General features: G+C 70.8%; 14 protein-coding genes and 2 pseudogenes. 5 read left to right on the forward strand and 11 right to left on the reverse strand.

The window, feature by feature from the left end; all coding sequences use genetic code 11:
- Positions 1-161: 161 nt before the first annotated feature.
- The 3 genes from NUT86_RS04025 to NUT86_RS04035 all read left to right on the forward strand — a co-directional run bounded on the left by NUT86_RS04025 (position 162) and on the right by NUT86_RS04035 (position 4,765).
- The gene (locus tag NUT86_RS04025) at positions 162-2,345 is read left to right on the forward strand and encodes a SpoIIE family protein phosphatase (protein ID WP_274733443.1); all 2,184 of its coding nucleotides are present in this window, start codon (positions 162-164) and stop codon (positions 2,343-2,345) included.
- Positions 2,346-2,453: 108 nt separating this feature from the next.
- Positions 2,454-3,632, forward strand: a complete 1,179-nt coding sequence (locus NUT86_RS04030) for a MalY/PatB family protein (RefSeq protein ID WP_274733445.1) — start codon at positions 2,454-2,456, stop codon at positions 3,630-3,632.
- Between the two features lie 314 nt (positions 3,633-3,946).
- A complete protein-coding gene (locus NUT86_RS04035; protein WP_159491206.1) occupies positions 3,947-4,765 on the forward strand; it encodes an IclR family transcriptional regulator in 819 nt (272 codons plus the stop codon).
- Here the strand turns inward: NUT86_RS04035 and NUT86_RS04040 are convergent.
- The gene (locus NUT86_RS04040) at positions 4,744-5,616 is read right to left on the reverse strand and encodes a fumarylacetoacetate hydrolase family protein (protein ID WP_274733448.1); all 873 of its coding nucleotides are present in this window, start codon (positions 5,614-5,616) and stop codon (positions 4,744-4,746) included. The two genes, NUT86_RS04035 and NUT86_RS04040, sit on opposite strands and share 22 nt — an antisense overlap.
- Before the next feature lie 478 nt (positions 5,617-6,094).
- Here NUT86_RS04040 and NUT86_RS04045 point away from each other — a divergent pair, with 478 nt between their 5' ends.
- Both NUT86_RS04045 and NUT86_RS04050 read left to right on the forward strand, forming a co-directional pair.
- On the forward strand, positions 6,095-7,369 hold the full coding sequence (locus NUT86_RS04045; protein ID WP_159491202.1) for a VWA domain-containing protein: 1,275 nt from the start codon (positions 6,095-6,097) through the stop codon (positions 7,367-7,369).
- On the forward strand, positions 7,369-8,190 hold the full coding sequence (locus NUT86_RS04050; RefSeq protein WP_093638150.1) for a hypothetical protein: 822 nt from the start codon (positions 7,369-7,371) through the stop codon (positions 8,188-8,190). Before NUT86_RS04045 ends, NUT86_RS04050 begins: the two co-directional genes overlap by 1 nt.
- A 165-nt stretch (positions 8,191-8,355) precedes the next feature.
- Here NUT86_RS04050 and NUT86_RS04055 read toward each other — a convergent pair whose 3' ends face one another.
- The 10 genes and pseudogenes from NUT86_RS04055 to NUT86_RS04100 form a co-directional block, all read right to left on the reverse strand.
- Positions 8,356-9,258 carry a PhzF family phenazine biosynthesis protein gene (locus tag NUT86_RS04055; RefSeq protein ID WP_274733452.1) on the reverse strand — a complete coding sequence of 301 codons (903 nt, stop codon included), beginning with the start codon at positions 9,256-9,258 and terminating at the stop codon, positions 8,356-8,358.
- An 80-nt stretch (positions 9,259-9,338) separates the two neighbouring features.
- Positions 9,339-10,673, reverse strand: a complete 1,335-nt coding sequence (locus NUT86_RS04060; RefSeq protein ID WP_274733454.1) for a DUF5685 family protein — start codon at positions 10,671-10,673, stop codon at positions 9,339-9,341.
- A gap of 219 nt (positions 10,674-10,892) precedes the next feature.
- On the reverse strand, positions 10,893-11,084 hold the full coding sequence (locus tag NUT86_RS04065; protein WP_274733456.1) for a hypothetical protein: 192 nt from the start codon (positions 11,082-11,084) through the stop codon (positions 10,893-10,895).
- Between the two features lie 252 nt (positions 11,085-11,336).
- Positions 11,337-11,708, reverse strand: a complete 372-nt coding sequence (locus NUT86_RS04070) for a hypothetical protein (protein WP_148588679.1) — start codon at positions 11,706-11,708, stop codon at positions 11,337-11,339.
- Positions 11,709-11,898: 190 nt separating this feature from the next.
- Complete coding sequence (locus NUT86_RS04075; protein WP_274733459.1) at positions 11,899-13,572, reverse strand: alpha/beta hydrolase; 1,674 nt, start codon at positions 13,570-13,572, stop codon at positions 11,899-11,901.
- A 47-nt stretch (positions 13,573-13,619) separates the two neighbouring features.
- Positions 13,620-14,312 carry a hypothetical protein gene (locus tag NUT86_RS04080; RefSeq protein ID WP_274733461.1) on the reverse strand — a complete coding sequence of 231 codons (693 nt, stop codon included), beginning with the start codon at positions 14,310-14,312 and terminating at the stop codon, positions 13,620-13,622.
- A gap of 193 nt (positions 14,313-14,505) precedes the next feature.
- A complete protein-coding gene (locus tag NUT86_RS04085; RefSeq protein ID WP_274733462.1) occupies positions 14,506-14,892 on the reverse strand; it encodes a hypothetical protein in 387 nt (128 codons plus the stop codon).
- 268 nt (positions 14,893-15,160) lie between these two features.
- Positions 15,161-15,843, reverse strand: a pseudogene (locus tag NUT86_RS40580) (DUF5753 domain-containing protein).
- Positions 15,826-16,032: pseudogene (locus tag NUT86_RS40585) on the reverse strand (DUF6879 family protein); the annotation flags it as partial. The pseudogenes NUT86_RS40580 and NUT86_RS40585, both read right to left, overlap by 18 nt.
- Before the next feature lie 323 nt (positions 16,033-16,355).
- A complete protein-coding gene (locus NUT86_RS04100; protein ID WP_274733468.1) occupies positions 16,356-17,642 on the reverse strand; it encodes a PP2C family protein-serine/threonine phosphatase in 1,287 nt (428 codons plus the stop codon).
- Positions 17,643-17,777: the final 135 nt, after the last annotated feature.

A 17,777-nucleotide genomic window follows, 5' to 3' on the forward strand; every position in this document is an offset into this window, starting at 1 on the left:
GCTTTCCCGTCCGCCGTGTCGCCGCGTCGCCGATTCCGCTGTGTCGCCGAGCGGATCCCCTCGGCGACCTTTCCGGCCGTGGCCTGGAATACGCGGAGCGGTGTGCCAGAGTGGGAGGAGGACGGACCGCGCATCGGTGCGTGCAGGAAGAGTTGCCTGTCATGTCCACTCAGTCGGATCGCCTCGGCGCGGTCACCACACATCTCAGGTCCCCGCCTCGCCGGAGCGAGGAGTACGAGGACCTCTTCGATCAGGCTCCGGTGATCTTTGCCGCGCTGAGCGGCCCGTCCCATCTGCTGGAGGCGGCGAATCCGGCGTTCTTCGAGGCCTTCGGACGCGACCGTGGACGTATCGATGTGCCGCTCGGTGAGCTGATTCCCGAGCTGGCCCCGCAGGGCGTCCTCGACCGTCTCGATGAGGTCTACCGCACCGGTACCGCCTACCGGGCCCGCGCGGGGCGGCTGGTGCTCGGTGTACCAGGGGCCGAGCGGGAGGGGTTCTTCGACTTCACCTACGAGCCCCGCCGGGACGCGTACGGCGAGATCGACGGGGTGGTCGTGATCGCGGTGGAGACCACCGCGTTCCACCACGCCCAGCTCCTCGCGGCCGAGCAGCGCCTCCTGCTGGAGCAGATCGCGGGCGACGCCCCGCTGGGCGACATCCTGACCGGCATGGCGCGGGCGATCGAGGAGCTGTCACCGGAACTGATCGTCTCGGTGCTGCTCATCGATCCCGAGGGCCGGCATCTGCTGCACGGCACCGGCCCGAGCCTGCCCGCCTTCTACAACGACGCCATCGACGGGGTCGAAATCGGTCCGGACGTCGGCTCCTGCGGTACGGCCGCCTATCTGCGCGAGCCGGTGATCGTCACCGATATCGCCACCGACGACCGGTGGAAGAACTACCGCGACCTGGCCGAGCGGGCCGAGGTCGCGGCGTGCTGGTCCACCCCGATCATGGGGACGGACGACCGGCTGCTGGGCACTTTCGCGATTTACCACCGCATCCCCAAGGCTCCCTCGGACAAGGACGTGGCCCTCAGCGGCGCCTTCGCCCGTATTGCCGCGCTGGCCATCGAGCGCCACCAGGCCATGGAGGCGGAGCGCGCCGCCCAGGAGCGGGAGAAGGCGGTCCGGGACGACCTGGCCTTCGTCCTGGAGGCCAGCACGGCCATCACCCGTGAGCTGCACTACGCCGACTGTCTGCAGTGCCTGGCCCGGCTGACCGTGCCCACCCTGGCGCCGCTGTGCACGGTCCATGTGCTGGAGGACGGCCGGACCCGGCGGATCGCCGTGGCCGCCGCCACCCGGGCCGACGTGGAGCTCCTCGCCGCCCCCGGCATGCAGGACGAGGTCGAGCGGGCGGTGGTCCGGGTACTGGCCTCCGGCGCGACGGAGACGGACCACGCCGATGTGGCACGCGGCGGCCGCCCCGCACTTCCCGGCGTCACCGGATATGTGTCCGTACCGCTGGGCGCCCGCGGCCGCACCTTCGGGGTACTGACCCTTCTGGCCACCGGCCCGCCCCTGGACGGCCATGCCATCGCCCTCGCCGAGGAGCTGGCCCGCCGGGCCGCGTCCAGCGCCGACAACGCCCACCAGTTCACCGACCGCGTCCAGCTGGCCCGCGACCTGCAGGCCGGTCTGCTGCCTCCCGAGCTGCCCACGATTCCCGGCGCCGAGCTGGCGGCGTCCTATCACCCCGCGGGCGAAGGGCTCGATGTCGGTGGCGACTTCTACGACGTCTTCCCGCTCCCCGACAACCGCTGGGGGCTCATGATCGGCGATGTGTGCGGGCGCGGCGCCCTGGCCGCCACCACCACCGGTATGGTCCGCCACACCGCCCGCGCCGCCGCGCGGCTGCTGCACGACCCGGCGGACGTGGTCGCCGCCATCAACGACGCGCTGACCGGAAGCTCCGTCGGCGAGGACGTCTTCGTCTCGCTCGTCTACGGCGAACTGCGGCACTCCGCATCCCACCTCACGCTGGACCTGATCCGCGCCGGCCATGTCCCCCCGCTCGTCCGCCGCGCCGACGGCACGGTCGAACAACTCGCCCAGTCGGGCCTGCTGCTGGGCGTCGCCCCCGCATTCGACGGCTCCCCCTGCCACCTCGTCCTCTGCCCGGGCGACAGCCTGATCCTGGTCACCGACGGCATCACCGAGGCCCGCTCCGCCGCCGGCGAGTTCTTCGACGAGCAGCGCCTGGCCGAAGCCTTCCTCCCGGGGCACTCCACGTCCTCCGGCGCCGCCGGTCTCATCGATTCCATCAATGCCGCGGTGACCGCCTTCGCGGGCCCGTCCACCCCCGACGACCAGGCCGCGCTGGTCCTCACCGCCACCTGACCGCCGCGGCACACCCGGCACCGGCCGGGGCCCGGCCCGGCGCGCACAGGTTCGCCCGATGAGCCCGCCCCTCTGCCCTTCGCCGGAGAACCTGCCTATTTTGGCCTCATGGACAGCGCGCCGCGTGACACACCCGACGACACCAACCCGCTGCACCGGCTCTCCCTCGACGCACTGCGCCGCCGTACGAGCATGAAGTGGCGCACCTATCCGGAGGACGTGCTGCCGCTGTGGGTGGCGGAGATGGACGTACCGCTGGCCGCACCGGTCGCCCGGGCGATCACGGACGCGGTGGCGCTCGGCGACACCGGCTACCCGGCGGGGAACGCGTACGCCGCGGCACTGGCCGACTTCGCCCGGACCCGGTGGGGCTGGGACGGACTCGCCGTGGAGCGCACGGCGATCGTGCCCGATGTGATGCTGGGCATCGTCGAGATGCTCAAGCTGATCACCGGGCCGGGAGACCCGGTGGTCGTCAACTGCCCGGTCTATCCGCCGTTCTACCAGTTCGTGACGCATATGGACCGGCGCGTGGTGGAGGCCCCGCTGGGCGGGGACCTGCGGATCGACTTCACCGCGCTGGAGGAGGCGTTCCGGCATGCCGTAGCGAGCGGCGGGCGGGCCGCGTACCTGCTGTGCAGCCCGCACAATCCCACCGGTGCCGTGCACAGCGCCGAGGAGCTGACCGCCGTCGCGGCGCTGGCGGACAGGTACGGCGTACGGGTCGTCGCCGATGAGATCCATGCGCCCGTGGTGGCCCATGACTCCGCCTTCGTGCCCTATCTGAGCGTGCCCGGGGCGGAGAACGGGCTCGCGCTGATGTCGGCGTCCAAGGCGTGGAACCTGGCCGGTCTCAAGGCCGCGCTCGCCGTCGCCGGGCCCGCCGCGGCCGACGATCTGGCCCGCCTCCCGGAAGAGGTCAGCCACGGCCCCAGCCACGTCGGCATCATCGCCCACACCGCAGCCCTGCGCGACGGCCGCGACTGGCTCGACGCGCTGCGCGCCGGTATCGACGACAACCGCCGGCTGCTGGCCGGCCTGCTGGCCGAGCGGCTCCCCCAGGTCCGCTACCGCCCCGCCGCCGGGACCTATCTCGCCTGGCTCGACTGCCGCCCGCTGGGCCTCGGCGACGATCCCGCAGCGGCCTTTCTCGCCCGCGGCAGAGTGGCCCTCAGCCCCGGGACGAGCTTCGGCACCGGCGGCGCCGGGCACGTCCGGCTCAACCTGGCGACCTCGCCCGGTCTGCTCACCGAGGCGGTACGGCGGATGGCCGCGGCGGTGGCCTGACCACGGCACCGAACCGCAACGGCCGTTCGCCCCGCGCCCGGTGGCCGGTGACCGGTGCCGGTGGCCGGTGCCGGTGGCCGGTGGCCGGTGGCCGGTGCCGGCGAGCGCCGTGGTCCGGCGGGCAGGAATCGCCGTCTCCGTCCCCCACACCTTGCGGAGTCCCATTCATTAGGACATGATCTCGTTCATTGCGGAGACGGGACGCGCCAACGGCTTCACGGCAGGCGCAAGTCCCAGTGGCAGCGCCGGAATTGGGTCGGTAGTGTCACTCGATCGATCGGATCCGCAGCGTTACCGGAAGGCCGAGGGCGACGATGAGCGAGTCAGAGGCGCCGGGGACCGGCCGGACGCCCGGGGGCGGGAGTTCGGGCGAGCGGGCCGCGGGCGCGCTGGACCGCGGGCTGGCGATCCTGACCCATGTGGCGGGGAACCGCGGTGTCTCGACTCCGGAGATCGCGCAGGCGCTGGGGCTGACCCGGAGCACGGCGTACCGTCTCGTCGACCGCCTGGAGGAGCAGGGCTGGCTGACCCACGCCCCGGCCGCGGGCCAGTGGCAGTTGGGGCCGACGGCCGTACGCCTCGCGTCCGCGGCGGTGGCCTCGACCAATCTGCGCGATACCGCGGCGCCCGCGCTGCGCAAGCTCGCCGAGCTCACCCAGGAGACCGTCAGCCTCGGCGTACCCAACGGCCTGACCATGGTGTTCGTCCACCGCGAGCGCGGCACCCGGCCGGCGGTGGTGACCGCCGAGCTGGGCGCCTCCCGCCCGCTGCACTCCAGCTCGCTGGGCCGCGCCTATCTGGCGGCGCTGCCGCAGCAGAAGCTGGAGGACACCCTGATCGAGCTGGTCCGCGACCCGATGTCCCCGGTGTCCGCGGCCACGGTCTCGGAGGTGCACGCCGAGGTCGAGCGCACCCGGGAGCGTGGCTGGTCCCAGGATCTGCGGGATTTCGACGAGTCGAGCTGCTGCTGCGGCGCCGCCGTCTACGACCACACCGGGATGCCGGTCGCCTGCATCAGCGTGGCCGGTGTGGCCGAACGTATGGCGCCGCTGGTGCCGACCTACGGTCCGGTGGTGGCTCAGGTGTGCCGTGAACTCTCCTCGTCCCTGGGCTACTTGCCGCCCGGTTCCTGAGGCACGGTGACGCGCTCGCCGGCACCGTCGCGCACACTGCTGCGCACCGGGTTGGCCAGCCGTCCGATCCCCTCCACCTCCGACTCCAGCAGATCGCCCGGTCGCAGGCCACGCCGCGGCCGCATGAAGTCGCCGCACCCCGCCGGGGTTCCGGTCAGCACCACATCACCGGGCCGCAGGGTGAAGAACCGGCTGAGGTAGGCGATCAGGGCCGGGACCCCGAAGACCATGTCGGCCGTCGAACCGTCCTGCACCGTCTCGCCGTTGACCCGGGTGCGGATCCGCAGCCGCTGCGGGTCCGGGATCTCGTCGGCCGTGACCAGCACCGGCCCGAAGGGGCAGAAGGTGTCCAGGCCCTTGCCCCGCAGCCACTGTCCGTCGCGCTCCTGAAGATCGCGGGCGGAGATGTCGTTGGCGACGGTGTAGCCGAAGACGTACCGCAGCGCGTCCGTCTCGGACACCTGCCGGGCCTCGGTGCCGATGACGACGGCCAACTCCGTTTCCCAGTCGACCCGTTGGGTGAGTTCCGGGTCGATGACGACCGCCTCGCCGCTGCCGATGACGCTGGAGGAGAGCTTGGGGAAGAGGCGGGGCTCGGCGGGGCGCTCCCCGCCCCTCTCCTCGATGGCGTCCCGGTAGTTCATTCCGACGCCGTACAGCGCGCCCGGCCGGTACGGCAGGACCGGCACGAGGTCGGCCCCGGTGGGGAGTTGGTTCCACGACCACGGCAGGGTGCCGCCGATGACCTCCGCCAGGGACACGGAGGGCGGTGCCAGCCGCCAGGGATCCTGGGGGGCCAGCCGGCCGGCGAGCCGGTCGCGCCCCTGGTGGGTAACGGTGGCCAGATACATGGGCTCTCCAGGGCGGTACGGCACCCGTCGCGGGTGCGGCGGGGCGCTCGGCAGATGTGGGCCGGACGGATCCGGACCGATGGGAGGGAAGCCTCGGGCAGGGACAGCGGCCCGTACGCGCCTACGGCGCCGGGTACCGCACATACGGATAGGCGGTATCCGCATCTCGGCCCCACCCCTGGGTCGTCCGTGACATGATTTACTCCTCAACAACAGGGCATGTCCCAATAGTTGGGACTCAACACCATCCAGTGAGACGCAGTGTGCCGACCGTACGGGAGAGTGGTTGTCGGCCGCAATGACCGGAGCTCACGGGAAGGCGGGGAGGCCGCGGCGGCCGGGGACCGCGCCGCGGCGAGGGGAGAACGGGGGCCGGACCGTTCGGCACCGCCAGTGGCCGTTGCCCGCCACCGGCCGCTCACCGCACCGCCCTTGCGGCCGTTTTGGAGTGCGGGGCGTTTCTCCATACGATCCGGCAATGATCACAAGAAAACGGCTGGCGGCCGGGGTGTGCGGCCTGCTCGCCGCGATGGCCGTCGCGCTGCTCCCCACACCTGCCGTCGCCGGTGAACCGGAGGCGAAGTCTTCCCCCAAGGTCGAGTTGACGCTCGATGTCAGCGGCTCGATGCGGGCACGTGACATCGACGGGCAGAGCCGGATGGCCGCGGCGAAACAGGCGTTCAACGAGGTGCTGGACGCCGTGCCCGACGACGTCCAGCTCGGCATACGTACCCTCGGCGCCAACTACCGTGGCGAGGACCGGAAAACCGGCTGCAAGGACACCCGGCAGCTCTACCCGGTCGGGCCGCTCGACCGGACCGAGGCGAAGACCGCGGTGGCCACGCTCGCCCCCACCGGCTGGACGCCCATCGGGCCCGCGCTGCTGGGCGCGGCCGACGACCTCAAGGGCGGCGACGCGACCCGCCGGATCGTCCTCATCACGGACGGCGAGGACACCTGCGCCCCGCTCGACCCCTGCCAGGTGGCACGGGACATCGCCGCCAAGGGCATCCACCTCACCGTCGACACCCTCGGGCTGCTGCCGAACGCCAAGACCCGCAACCAGCTGAGCTGCATCGCGGAGGCGACCGGCGGTACCTACACCTCGGTCCAGCACACCAAGGAACTCCGGGACCGCGTACACCAGTTGGTGGACCGTGCGGCCCGGCCCGTCGTCACGCCGAAGCCGGCCGAGGGCACCCAGCAGTGTGCCGGCGCGCCGGAGCTCAAGCCCGGTGTCTACACCGACCGTGAGAAGTTCGCCGAGCACCGCTGGTACCGGGTGGCGGTCCGGCCCGGCCAGGAGCTGCGCGCTTCGGTGAGCATCGCCGCCGACCGCGCGGTCAACAACGACTACGGGGTCCTGCTGCGCGCCTCGACCGTGCACGGCCGGGAGATCGTCCGCGGTGCGGAGGCCGGCGACGGCCGTACGGATGTGATCTCTTCCGGGCTGCGCTACCCCAAGGCGCCGCTCACGTCCTCGGACGACACGGACAAGCCCGCGACGGAGACCGTCTGCCTGCAGGTCAGCAACTCCTTCTCGGCGCCCGCCTCGGTCAAGACCGACCCGGGCATGCCGGTCGAGCTGACCGTCGACCTGGTGGACGGCCCCGACGAGGCCTCCGACGCGGCCTTCTTCGGCCTCGGCCACGGCTGGTGGTTCCTGGCCGCGATGGTGCTCACGGGGCTGGTGGCCGGTCTGCTGTGGGGCTGGATATCCCGTTGGCGTGTCACCGTCTGGAGGACCAACTGATGCGCACCCTACGCACCCTGATGACCGCCGTGCTGGCGAGCGCCGGACTCCTCGGCCTCGCGGGAACCGCCGTCGCCGACAGCCCCTCCCCCAGCGCGAGCGCCGATGCCGAGGCGGCCGCTCCGACCGAGGCCGGTACCTCCTTCCGTACCGCGACCGCCATCAAGCCGGACCAGCGGGCCACGGCCCGCGCCTCCACCGGTGACTACCTCTACTGGGTGCTGCCCGTGGACGCGGGACAGCGCGCCACCGTGAAGGCCAAGGTGACGCTCCCGCAGGCCGCCCGGCACGGCACCGCCACCTGGCAGCTCGATGTCTACGACGGGCTGCGCCGCCGCCAGGCGTGCACCTACGGCGCGCAGAGCAGGAAGGCGGCGCAGGACGCCGGGTCGGTCGAACTGTCCTGCACCCTGCGAACGGTCCGCGCCTGGGCGGAACCCTGGGCGAACGACCCGCTGCCGGGCAGCTACTACATCCGGCTGACGGTCACCGACCTGCGGAAGGACGACCTCGGTCTGCCCATCCGCGCCGAGGTCGACGCCACCACGGCCGACACGGGCGGTGCCCACGCGGTGGACGGCAGCCTCGCCGCGCCCCTGGTGCCCGGTGCCGGCACCGCGACACCGCGGCCCGAGGAGAGCAGCGCCCCCGGGACCTCCGCTGCCCTCGGCGAGCCGGACGGCGGCTGGTCCTCCGGCTGGTGGTCCGACCGCTGGATCTGGACCGCGGTGGGCGGGCTGCTCGCGGCCCTCGCCGGTATCGCCGGCTACCGCTTCACCCGGGGCTCCGGCCGCCCGTCACACGTGCCGCCGGGCGCCTGACCGACCGGGGCGGCCAGGGCACCGATCCGTGGCCGCCCCGCACCGGGTTTCCCCTCGTAAGGCTTGCTCCCGCGTGTCGGCTCCTCCCGGCGGCAGTGCGGATCTTCCGGTCCGCCCGCACCGCCCGGAGGGGACTGCCCACGCCTGGGGAGGGCACCCTCCGTCTCACCCCGGCAGGTGGAGTTCACCGGTCGCGGCCAAGGCGGCCCGGCCGGTGAGACAGGGGATGCCGTCGATGACGGTGACCCGCAGGTGCGAGGGGCGGCCGAGCGTATGCCCCTGCACGAGGGTCACCTCGTTCCCGGCCCGGCCGTGCCTGCCCAGGAGACAGGCGAGCGGGCCCGCGGCGCTTCCGGTGGCCGGGTCCTCGGTGATCCCGGCGACCGGGTTGACGAAGCGCGCGTGCACATCGGCGCCGGGCTCGGCCGGGTCGAGGGCGTACAAGTACACACCCTGGCCGCCGACTTCGGGCAGCAGCGCCCGCAGCCGGGCGGCATCCGGACGCGCGGCGTCGACCACCCCACGGTCCCGGAGCCCGACCATCAGATGCGCGGCGCCGGTGGAGACGACCTGCGCGACGGGCAGCCCGGCGGCCGCGCCGAGTTCCCGGCCGTCGGCTCCGAGTGCCTCGGCGAGCGCGGCCCGGTCGGTCAGCTCGTCCCCGTACGCCGCCGCTCGCTGTTCCAAGGTGACCTCGATGAGGCCGTGCTCGTCCGCGGTGATCCCGACCGGCAGTACCTCGGTGCCGAGTTGCTGGGACCAGCGGCCGGTGCCGAGGCCCGGACCGAGCCGGCCCGCGGCGGCCAGCCACCACCAGGCACCGAGGGCGTTGTGGCCGGCCCCGAACACCTCAACGCCCGCCGCGGTGAAGGAACGCAGCCGCCAGGTGGCGCCGGGCCGGTCCGGGCGCAGCAGAAACGTCGTCTCGGCCTGATGGAATTCGCGGGCGATACGGGGCAGCAGCCCTTCGGGCAGCGGGTCGGCGTCGGGGACCAGGGCGAGCGGATTGCCTTCCAGCGGCTGATCGGTGAAGACATCCACCAAGGCGAACGGCGTACCGGCGGCCATGGCCGGGCTCCTCTCGGCGGGGTCGGATCGCGCCCCAGGCTACGCCCGGCCCTGGGTGTCCCGTGAGGCTCGGCCGGCGCTCAGCAGTTGCAGCAGGTGAGGCATTCACAGCAGCCGAGGCACTCGCAACCGCAGCCGTTGCAGTCGCAGTCGCAGTTCTGGCAGCACCCCTCGCGCTTCTTGCGCGACCACGGCCCCTCGTACTCCTCGGCACAGCAGAGCTGACAGGTGCAGCACAGCCCGATGGCGACCGCGCAGCCGGTGAAGAAGCCACGGGGCTTCTTCGGCTTCTGCGGGAACTGCGGCATCCCGCCGTCCCCACCGCCCGAGCCGCCACCGTCGCCGCCGCCCGGACCGCCGGGGGGTATCCGGCCGCCGTGGTAGGGGTTCTGCTGGCCGTTCAGATGCTGCCCGCCCTGGGCGTACGGGCCGCCGGCCGGCGCCTGGCCGTACTGCGGGGGCCGGCCGTACGGGCCAGGCTGACCGAGTCCGTTCCCGTACGGGTTGCCGCCCTGACCGCCGTACGGGCCCGGCGCTCCGTGCCCCTGGTGGGAGCAGGCGGCGGTGCCGAAGGCGCGGTCCACCGACCGGCGCAGCTCGTGCACCAGCAGCACATGCACCAGGGCGGAGTCGGTGAACTCCACGTCGCGCAGGGCGAGGCGGATGCCGTGCAGGGCGTCGTCGCACAGCCGGCGGGCCTGCGCGGTGGTGGCGCCCGTGGCGGTGAGCGGGTTCCAGGCGCCCTCGGCGGCGTCGGCCGTGCGGTCCTCCACGGCGTCGAGGAGGTGGGCGAGCCGTCCGAAGAGCCGGCCGGCCTCGGCCAGCGGCGCGGCGTTGCCCGGCCGGCCCGCCAGCACCGCGGTGTGAGCGAAGGCCGCGGCGGTCGCCGTCTCGGTCGGTTCGGTGATGACCGTCAGCGGCGTGCCGGGACCGGCCAGTTCCTCGATGCCCACCTGCCGGTCGACCGCGTCGACCAGCACCGCGGTGTCGAAGCCGAGGGTGGCGCCGGTGCGCGCCCCGGCCCGGTCCCATCCCGCGGCGACCTTGCGCGCGGCGGCGGCCACCGGCCGGCGGCGCAGCGCTCCGTTCCGGTCGGCGACATGGTCACGTATCTTCGCCGAGGCGAGCACGAGGGACACCGAAGCCGCCAGCCGCGCGCCCTCCCCCTTCGCCACCGAAGCGGTCCGCATCCCCCGCAGCGGGCAGGGTCCGGCGGTCCGGCGGCGGACCTCCTGAGCGCCGGACTGAGCATCCGCCAGCACCGAGACGATCAGCCCGTCGTAGTTCGTGACGACCCGGGCGAACTGCCCGTGATCGCCGCGCAGCGCAAGGCAGAGGCCACACAGATGGGCCATCCACTCCGCCTTGAGCCCTTGGGACAGACGATGGGTGCAGGGCCTGACGATTCCGAACATAGGAAACCCCCGTGAGAAGTCGGCATGGGCCGGCATGGACAGAGCCGCGGCCGGCAGCGGCGGAAAGAGCGTATCGAGCGCGCCGTTGACCTGGACACATGCCCCTTGTGCGGGGTTCCGGTGCGGCTGACGTCCCGTCATCGGGGCGGGCCGGCACGGTATCTGCCGGGATGGCCTCGATCAGGCCGTGAGGGTCGTAGAGCACGGTGGGGGTGCCGCTCACCGGTTCCTCGCCGCGCCATCAGGGGCGTGGTCGGCGGTGTGGTCGTCCGGAGCGGCCGGGGTGGTGTGGGCGAGGAACCAGGCGTAGCCACGGTAGACGCGGGCCAGCGGCGCCAGGGAAGGCCGGCTGAAGGCGGGGGCGGAGACCGTCGTTCCGGTTCGGGGCCGGCGAGTGTGGGTGCAACTCATGCGGCACCTGGTCTACGGGGGCAGGTACATGCCGCCTTCTGACATTGAGGCTAGGCCGTAGGCCACCTGTCTCACGTACGGTGCGGTGGCGAGGGCGGCCATGCCTGCATTTATGGATTCCCTCGCCACATGTCAAGCTTGCTACTACCCCTTGGAATTGCCTATTCAGGCGGTTCCCGTGTCTGCTCTTCTGCCAGCAAGGCGTCGAGGGCATAGAGGTGTGCAGCGGGGCAGGCGCCGCTGCGAAGCTGGTCAGAACTTCTGCTGTTTGGCTCCGGGCGGGAGGAAGCAAGGTGTGCTGACCTCCAGTCGGAGGGTGTTTGGGGGCTTGACAGTGTCTGCTACCACGAAGAACTTCTCACGAGGATGTCTGGCGTACATGATGACCTCGGGCTTTTCCGGCCGCTCGGTGAAGTCGGTGATCTCCACCCCGTGCTCCTTCAGCGCCGTACGCAACTTACGGGCCGCGGCGATGTGCTGGTCTCGGGGAAGCTTGGCGTACACCGTGTATGTGAGCCTGTACCTGCCGTCATCGGCCACCTCGTCGTGCTTCCCGACGCAATCTCCGAAGTTCTCCAAGGGGCCAAATTGATGGCCGATTTCCACCTCGGCGTAGTGAGCCATCGCCGAGGTGTACTGCTTTGCCCATGCCAGAGAGTCCTGGCGGCTCTTGCGTGGCAGCGGCTTGTTGACATCTTCGCTCGGTGACGGGGACACGCAGGCTCCGGTGAAGAGGACGGCCAGGGAAACCAGACAGAAGGGTAGAGCCGATCGGGGTCGCGAGAATCGCTTGGAGGTACGAATGTTCCTCTCCCTAGAAAATTGGTCGAGGACCAGGCGGCGTTGGCACGGGTTCCATATGGGGTGGTTTGGGGCCCGCGCTGGGGGATTGACCTGAAATAATCCTGCCCTGGTTTTTGAGGCTCTCGCTCGGGCCGGACTCGGATTCGTCCCAGTAGCCACTATGTCCTTCAGTGTCCACCTTGAACCGGTGCGCCCCGAAGCCCCCTCCCGGTACTGCGGGGTCTGGGCCCAAAGAGAGCCCTCCCGCATATTTGATGTCATCATCCTGGGCTTGTCCGGCATAGACGTGGTCGGGGTCAATATTGAGTTGCTCCGCCTTGTCCACCGTCATACCCGGGCTACCGACAACGGCAATGTTGTCCACGTCCAGACCACCGTTGTGCGCGGCGGCAGCTCCAACCACCGTGGAGCCGTAGCTGTGACCGAGCACGGTCATGTTGGCCCGCTCATCGCCCTCGTGCGAAGCTCGTAGCCCGTGCGTGAAGTTCCGCAAAGTCGGCGCTGCGTCGTCGGCACGGCCTGTGCCGGCGACGTCCAAGTTTTGTGCCTCGGAGACAGGAATCTCGGGAGCGTCATAGCCGAGCCAGTAGACCATGGACGTCTTCGCCGATGGATCCGCACCCTCGGCCGACCGCCGTAGCGCGTCCACTCGTTGCAGCTGTCCACCGGTGGATTCCATCGTCGTGGCTGTGCCGGGTACCTGGACGCCGACGTTGTCCGCGGTGTCCGGATTACCCATCGCCAAGATGGCCTTTCCGTCGCCTTCGGAGTCGAAGCCGAGAACATAGAGCTGCTTTTCCCCGGTGACGCCGTCGCGCTTGTCCAGTTCCGTCTGCAGCATTTGCAGGTTGTTGAGTCGCTGGTTGTACTCGTCGGTTGAGTACTTGTCGTGGTACTTGTAGTTCTCCATCGCGCCCAGCTCTTGCTCCAGGGCGAGGCGGTTGGCGTCGTCACGGGTGGTGGACGGCAGCCCGTCGGTTCGGCCAACGATCTCCGGGTGCAGAGCGGTGTACGACTCTCGCGTGTCCTCCGGCAGGAGTTTCCACCACTCTGCGGCAGCCTTGGGATCACTCGGCGGGTGAGGCTTGCCGATATCGGTATGCAGGTCCTTGGAAACCTGCTTGACGTCCTCGCGCGCCTCTCCCGCCCGATCGGAGATATCGCCCGACAGAATGTCGCCGCTCAGGCGCCCCAACGCCTTGGCCGCCTCATCACTCGCCTCCCGCGCCCGATTCACGCAACGATTGATCTCTTGCTGGTAAGACAGCATCGTGCCGAACGACTCCGCCTTGTCGTTCTCGCTCTCACCTGGAAATACAGGCCCCTGGGGCGGGCGAACAGTTCCCCCGTCGTCCACCCACAGGCCCTCTCCCTCGCATTCCTTGACGGTACTGCGCAAGTGAATCTGCGCAGCGAGCATCTTGGACGCCGCGTCTCTGATCGTTTCGGATATAGCCATCGCTTCAGTGCGAACGATGCCGAACCGGCTTTCCAGGTCTTCCAAGTAGAAAAGCGCACTGTCGGCGTCATCCCCGGACCAGTGCGCGTGGAGTGGCCCGGTTACCTTTGTTCGGTGCTGGTTGTTGAGCTCGTCCATGTGCGTGGACAGCCGATGCCACGCGGTTGTTGCCTCATCGCAGTCCGAGAAGTCCTGCTTCAGCAGTCGCAGGTAATAACTGGTCAATTCTTTGATGCTCCCCCGTTGGAACAGTTGTCGCCGTAAGTCGATCCTCACCCGAAGGGGGAATCCCCGGTCGACGCCCGCATTGGCTTGGCGTTTTGCATCTCGTCGGTGGTCCATTCCGCGCCGGCATCGCGACCGGGATGCGAAGCGTCCCCACGGTCCACAAACGCGGGGTTTGCCACCGGTGATGTCCCTTCGGACCCGACTGCTCCAGGGCCACCGGCACCGGCGTCGCCGGAGATGCTGTCGCGCAGCGACGCGGCACCAGGAATGGCATGCCGGCCTTCGGACCCGACTGCTCCGGGACCGCCGATCGTGGAGTCCGGTTGGAGACTGTCGCGCAGCAACCCGGAACCCGGCATCCCGTACCGGCCCTCCGAACCAACGCCCCCTGGTCCGCCGAATGCGGACATGGTTTGCGGCGCCGACTGGGCCTGGGCACCCGTCGCCTCAAAGTCCTTGGACGCCGCGGCGTCATTCCATTCGTGCCCGTCGGCACAGATCCTGAGATTGGAGGCGCCCGTTGCGGCACGCCGGCGCATGCCGTCAAGCGCCGGCCCCCAGGTGTCGGCCACAGTCAGCAATGCCTCCGACAACGACCAGCCCCTGAGCAACGCCCCCGCGTCCTTGGTAGTACTGATCGCCTTGCGGTTCTTGTCCGTCATGTCCTGGGAGATCGAGTCCTCCGCGTGAGCCGCGGCACGTAATTCCCCCGGATCGACAGACGTCTTCGACGACACCCTCGCACTCTCCCCCCTGAGCCTGCTTCCATACCGACAATATCAACATTGCGTTGACACGAAGTGGCGCTGCGTGCCGCAGCCAGGACCCACGAGGCATCCAGAAAAGGTGACGAACATGCAGTTCACATAGGCGATGACTCTCGCAGTGCCTCTCACGATGCAGACCGAAGGCAACTCTGGGGCTGGCGATTCAGCCATTGATCAGCCGGATTCCGATCCCGCCGGGCCGCCGGCCGCAGCTTCTGAAATCCGCCGCGCGCGGAAGTGGTAGGCGCATCACACCTGCGGTTAATTCCTGACCGATCATCGTGGCCGATCGGCCATGGGTCACGAAAGACCGAGAGACCGCCCGCCCCTGCACCGTGACGCGCGCCACGCCGGCATCACCAACCTGCTGCCCAGCGCGGGCGTGCCCGGTCAGCTGGAGGGCGATCTGCTCGTAGTCGCGGGGTTCGAGGTGCGGGTCCTTCCACGCGAGCACGGCGGTGACGAGCGCTTCGTACGGTGCGCGGTACAGGGGGAGTTCGGCCTCGATCAGGCCGTGGGGGTCGTAGAGCACGGTGTGGGTGCTGCTCATCGGGGCCTTGCCGCGCTGTCGTGGTCGCCGTTGGGGCCGTCCGGGACCGTGTGAGCGAGGAAGCGGGTGTAGCCACGGTCAGCACGTTCCAGCAGCGCCGGGGAAGGCCGACCGAATTCGGGGGCTGGAGCCCGGGGCCTTCCGGTTGGGGGCCGGTGGTCGTGGGTGCGTGCATGGGCACCGCCTCCGTTGCTGGGGCGTCGGTGTCGTTCGACGCTACGGAGGCCGCCGTTCGGTCCTCAACGAAATTGCGGGTAATTGCGGAGGTTCACTCCAGGGCGTCGATCGCGGCCTGGATGAGCGTGCGGGCCGCGTCGCCGTACACGGCCATCTCCGCGAGGCCGGCGAACGCCTTCGCGTAGTCGGCGAGCTCGCGCGGCTGCGTCACCTTGATCTCCGCCGTCAGCGTCTCCACCACGGCCTGGGTGTCGTCGTGGAGGTAGAACGCCTCCAGCGGCCACACGGTGCGCTGCGCGGTGAACGGGATGATCCCCAGCGAGACGGACGCCAGCGGCATCACGGCCAGGAGGTGGCGCAGCTGCCCGCGCATGGCGTCGGGGCCGGCGGTGCGGTAGCGAGGACGGATTCCTCCATGAGCACGACGTACCGGTGGCTGCCCTCGTACAGGAAACGGGAGCGGGCAACGCGGGTGGCGACCGCTTCGGAGACGTCGTTCGGCGTGCCCTGGAAGGTGGTGATCTGGTTCATGAGGGCGGTGGCGAAGCCGGGTGTCTGGAAGAAGCCGGGCGGCACGTTGGAGACGTAGACCCGGCAGACGCGAGTCTGCTCGTGCAGGGAGTTCCAGTCCTGCTGGACCTTGCGCATGCCGGTGCGGTGCAGGCGGCGCCACTCCAGGTACATAGAGTCGACGGCGCGGGCGGTGGCGATGAGGTCGTCGGCGCCGCAGGCCGCACACCAGGTGCGGATGTCCGTGTCCTGGACGAGCGGCATCCACTGCGGCCAGAACGAGCGGGCCGGGTCCAAGTTCGGAATGCCGGTGCGCAGGAAGGTCTCGAAGTCCTCTCGTTCGTCGCCTACGGCATAGACGTCGCGCATCTCCAGGTGGACCGCCGTGCGGTGGGTGTCGGCGAGCAGCTCAGCGAACGTCGCGGTGTTCAGCTGCTGCGCGTTCAGCGGCATCACACGCCTCCCTCAGAATCCGCACCATGCGGGCCGGAATCCGGATCACCCGCTCGTGCGCAGGGATCCCCGTCTTGTGGCCGGCTACCCACTCGGTGGAGCCGACCAGGGCCCGGCATCTGCGAAGTGGGCGGTCGCTCCGCCTCTGCCAGGGGGTAGCAGGGGCGGAGCGACCGCGCGGCCCGGGTCCACAGGCAAAACCGGGGCCGAGCCGGGAATCGGGGAAAATCCCTCGGCTCACCCTGAGATACGCACCGCGGGTCAGGAGCGTTCAGCCGACTTCCGGATGCGTCGGGGCGTCGGTCCCGGTGCCCCGGCCGGCGTCAGTTCTCCACCGGTCCGGCCGGCTCCGCCCCCGGATGGTGCCGCATCCGTGCGGCGAGGACGGCGACATCGTCCTCGGCGTGCAGCCCGTCGAGGCGGAGCAGGACCTCGTCGAGCACCTGCTCCACGCCGGCCCCGGCGGGCAGCCGCATCTTCGCCAGCCGGGCCAGGGAGTCGTCGATGTCCTCACCGCGCCGCTCGATGAGCCCGTCGGTGAACATCAGCAGGGTTTCCGCGGGAGTGACGGCACGGGTGACAAGTTCGTAGCCCCCTACTCCGGTGCCCAGGGGCGGGCCGACGGGGACATCGACCAGGGAGGTGGCGCCCTCGGGGCCGATGACCGCCGGGGGGAGGTGGCCCGCGCTGGCGAACGCGGCGATTCCGCGCGCCGGGTCGACCCTGGCCAGCAGGCAGGTCGCCGGCCGGCGGGACTCCTCCCCGGCCACGGCGACATCGAGTTGCCGCAGCACCCGGTGGGGCGGCAGATCGGTCGAGGCGACATACCGGAGGTGGGAGCGGTAGGCGTTCATGTCGACCGCCGCGTCGAGCCCGTGCCCCATGACGTCCCCCATGACGAGCAGGGTGCGCCCGTAGTGGAGCCGTACCGTCTCGAACCAGTCGCCGCCGACCAGGGCGCTGGTGCCGGACGGCAGATAGCGGGTGGCCAGCTCCAGGTTGGGGTGCGGCCGGCCCGGCTCCGCGAGGAGCGCCCGCTGCAGGTCCATCGCCGTGCCCTGCACCGCGGCATACCGGCGGGCGTGGGCGAGCCGGGTGGCGGTGAGGCGTGCCAGGTGGTGCACGGTGGCGGTCTCGTGCTCGGTGAAACTGCCGCCCGCGCGCAGGGCGAGCAGCACACCGTAGCGACGGCCGTACGCCAGGAGCGGCGCCGCCACGGCCTCGGCGGAGCGGCCGCCGGGCAGGACCGCGGCCACGGTGACCGGCCGCTCTTCGTCCAGCGCCCGCAGGGAGGGTGATGTGCCCCCGGGCCGCCCCGGTCCCTCGTCCGGGAACCGCGCCTCCAGCACCTTCACCAGACCTGCCGTCGCGACGCGGGTGAGCGCCGCGGGGGACGGGGTCCGCGCCCCGGTGCCGGGCTCGGTGAGCAGCTCCACCGCCGCGGCGTCACACAGGTGCCGGCACAGGAACCGGGCCAGCTCGGCACAGATGGTCTGCTCGTCCAGGGTCGTGCCGATCTCCTCGGCGGCCTCTTCCGCCGTGTGCAGACGGGCCAGTACGCGGGCGTGATCGGCGTCCCGGTCCGCCTCCGCGCCATCCCGGTTCGACAAGGCCACCTCCAGGGCACTGCGGCCCGCCGCGCGCGGGGCGCTCCTCATGCACCCATACCATCAGCAAGCCGGCATCACGGCCCGCCGTGGCGGCCGCGCCGGATCCTCCGTGCGGCCGAGAGCGACACCCCGGGC

It is taken from the genome of Streptomyces sp. G7(2002) (assembly GCF_028870195.1).
GTDB lineage: Bacteria > Actinomycetota > Actinomycetes > Streptomycetales > Streptomycetaceae > Streptomyces > Streptomyces nigrescens.

Coding starts and splice junctions, on each gene's coding strand:
- NUT86_RS04025 (WP_274733443.1), top strand. CDS start 162: ATGTCCACTCAGTCGGATCGCCTCGGCGCGGTCACCACACATCTCAGG.
- NUT86_RS04030 (WP_274733445.1), top strand. CDS start 2,454: ATGGACAGCGCGCCGCGTGACACACCCGACGACACCAACCCGCTGCAC.
- NUT86_RS04035 (WP_159491206.1), top strand. CDS start 3,947: ATGAGCGAGTCAGAGGCGCCGGGGACCGGCCGGACGCCCGGGGGCGGG.
- NUT86_RS04040 (WP_274733448.1), bottom strand. CDS start 5,616: ATGTATCTGGCCACCGTTACCCACCAGGGGCGCGACCGGCTCGCCGGC.
- NUT86_RS04045 (WP_159491202.1), top strand. CDS start 6,095: ATGATCACAAGAAAACGGCTGGCGGCCGGGGTGTGCGGCCTGCTCGCC.
- NUT86_RS04050 (WP_093638150.1), top strand. CDS start 7,369: ATGCGCACCCTACGCACCCTGATGACCGCCGTGCTGGCGAGCGCCGGA.
- NUT86_RS04055 (WP_274733452.1), bottom strand. CDS start 9,258: ATGGCCGCCGGTACGCCGTTCGCCTTGGTGGATGTCTTCACCGATCAG.
- NUT86_RS04060 (WP_274733454.1), bottom strand. CDS start 10,673: ATGTTCGGAATCGTCAGGCCCTGCACCCATCGTCTGTCCCAAGGGCTC.
- NUT86_RS04065 (WP_274733456.1), bottom strand. CDS start 11,084: ATGAGTTGCACCCACACTCGCCGGCCCCGAACCGGAACGACGGTCTCC.
- NUT86_RS04070 (WP_148588679.1), bottom strand. CDS start 11,708: ATGGCTCACTACGCCGAGGTGGAAATCGGCCATCAATTTGGCCCCTTG.
- NUT86_RS04085 (WP_274733462.1), bottom strand. CDS start 14,892: ATGAGCAGCACCCACACCGTGCTCTACGACCCCCACGGCCTGATCGAG.